Here is a 1590-nt window from a genome sequence, read left to right on the forward strand (position 1 = left end):
CAGTGATTTTATATTATGTGTTAGGAAAAGTTAAAGATGAATCTTCAAGTAGTAAAATCGGACTTATTTCAGCAATAGTAATATGCTCAACTTTATTTATTATGAATATGGTGCCTGACCCCCGGCACGTTAACGGATTAACGTACCGGGGGTCAGGCACTTATTTTACAGCTATAGCAACCCGATCTGGGTCGACCTCGCCTTTTTCGATTAAATAGCGAACGGCATTTGCACTATCTTGTACGTCCACAATTCCCCAGTTCCCTTTGAGTCGCTCCCGATACTCTCGTCCATATCCAGTTGAGCCACCGTAGTTGATATCGACAACCGCAAATCCTATGCTCGTCCAGTACTGGTTTGTCAGGTTTAGTATGGAAGAACTCATCCCTGTAGGTCCGCCATGGACATGTACTAATAAAGGCGGTTTTTCATCGGCTGGAGCTTTATAGTCCGCATTCTTTGGACGGTATAAAATGGCATGAGCTGTCTTGTCTCCTTTTGTTGGATACTCAATAGGCACTGGTAGGGAGAGATACTTGGATCCAAGGTTAGTTCTGATGACGCTTTTATAACTTCTATTGTGGACCACAGGGACGGTTCCTCCGGTCGGTGTGACCACGGGGACCGTCCCTACGGTCTATTATTTTTTTGCATCTAATTACCCATATCTTATATTGTGTGGAACTAATTACACTCCCTTACCCTTTAGTACATATATTCTTAAGGCAATTTACTCTTTGAGTTACACGATTTGAAAAGAAAGAGAATTGGATTTGAAACATTACTTAGTGTTAATGAGTGATTAGGTGGATACTCGATATTTAACAGAATAATTTTTGGAGTAACAGATCTCTTCTTCTAGACTAGAGAACTATGAAAAGAGAGAATACTCTCATTTTGTTAACTATAACTTGGGAAAGGTGACAGGCAAAACTAATATTTATCCATGATTATTTCTATTAACTTTCCCAATACAAGTACAATATTACTAGTGTTACGATTAAATTATGCATAAGCGCTTAACCTGATAATGAATATTATCCTGGAACGAATGTTCGTGTGATGCCAGGGGATATTATCGGGGAACCGCAATTTAGTGGGTATGATACTTACTTCGTTGGACACATTGGAATTGTAGGACCTAATCTACAAGTATATGAAGTTATTAAAGGTGGCCCTAGTAAGTTCTCCTCAGTAGAAAGTTTTGTTAGTAGATTTGATAATCCAGTAGGGGTTTACCGTCCAAATGGAGCCACTTCAGCAGACATGGCTAACGCAGCATACTGGGCATCAACTCACTATACTGATGTAGATTCCTATGTAATTGATGGTAATTTATCATCATTAAATTGGAATTATTGTTCAAAATTTGTATGGCAAGCATATTTTTTTGGATCAAATTTTAACATCGGTGTATTCCCTTATACATTTGAACAAGATGGCATGCATATGTGGTTAAGAGGAACCGTGACTCCAGGATGGATTTTAGACCATAGTACTCGTATTACTACTACCACATACTAGGAGCATTGTAGAAGAAAATAGATTATAAAAATAATAGAAAAACTCTATGAATGCTTCAAACCATTC

At 38.2% G+C, this 1590-nt stretch carries 2 protein-coding genes; one reads left to right on the top strand and one right to left on the bottom strand.

Going from position 1 to position 1590, the window contains the following annotated elements:
* Positions 1 to 160: 160 nt before the first annotated feature.
* The gene (locus ABDZ91_RS14210) at positions 161 to 589 is read right to left on the bottom strand and encodes an alpha/beta hydrolase family protein (RefSeq protein ID WP_343800042.1); all 429 of its coding nucleotides are present in this window, start codon (positions 587 to 589) and stop codon (positions 161 to 163) included.
* 473 nt (positions 590 to 1062) lie between these two features.
* Between ABDZ91_RS14210 and ABDZ91_RS14215 the strand changes: the two genes are divergently transcribed.
* Positions 1063 to 1524, top strand: a complete 462-nt coding sequence (locus ABDZ91_RS14215; protein ID WP_343800044.1) for a hypothetical protein — start codon at positions 1063 to 1065, stop codon at positions 1522 to 1524.
* Positions 1525 to 1590: the final 66 nt, after the last annotated feature.

Source organism: Bacillus carboniphilus, from assembly GCF_039522365.1.
GTDB lineage: Bacteria > Bacillota > Bacilli > Bacillales > JC228 > Bacillus_BF > Bacillus_BF carboniphilus.

Bases quoted from the DNA above. Each gene is read 5' to 3' on its own strand.
- ABDZ91_RS14215 (WP_343800044.1), top strand. From the start codon at position 1,063: ATGCCAGGGGATATTATCGGGGAACCGCAATTTAGTGGGTATGATACT.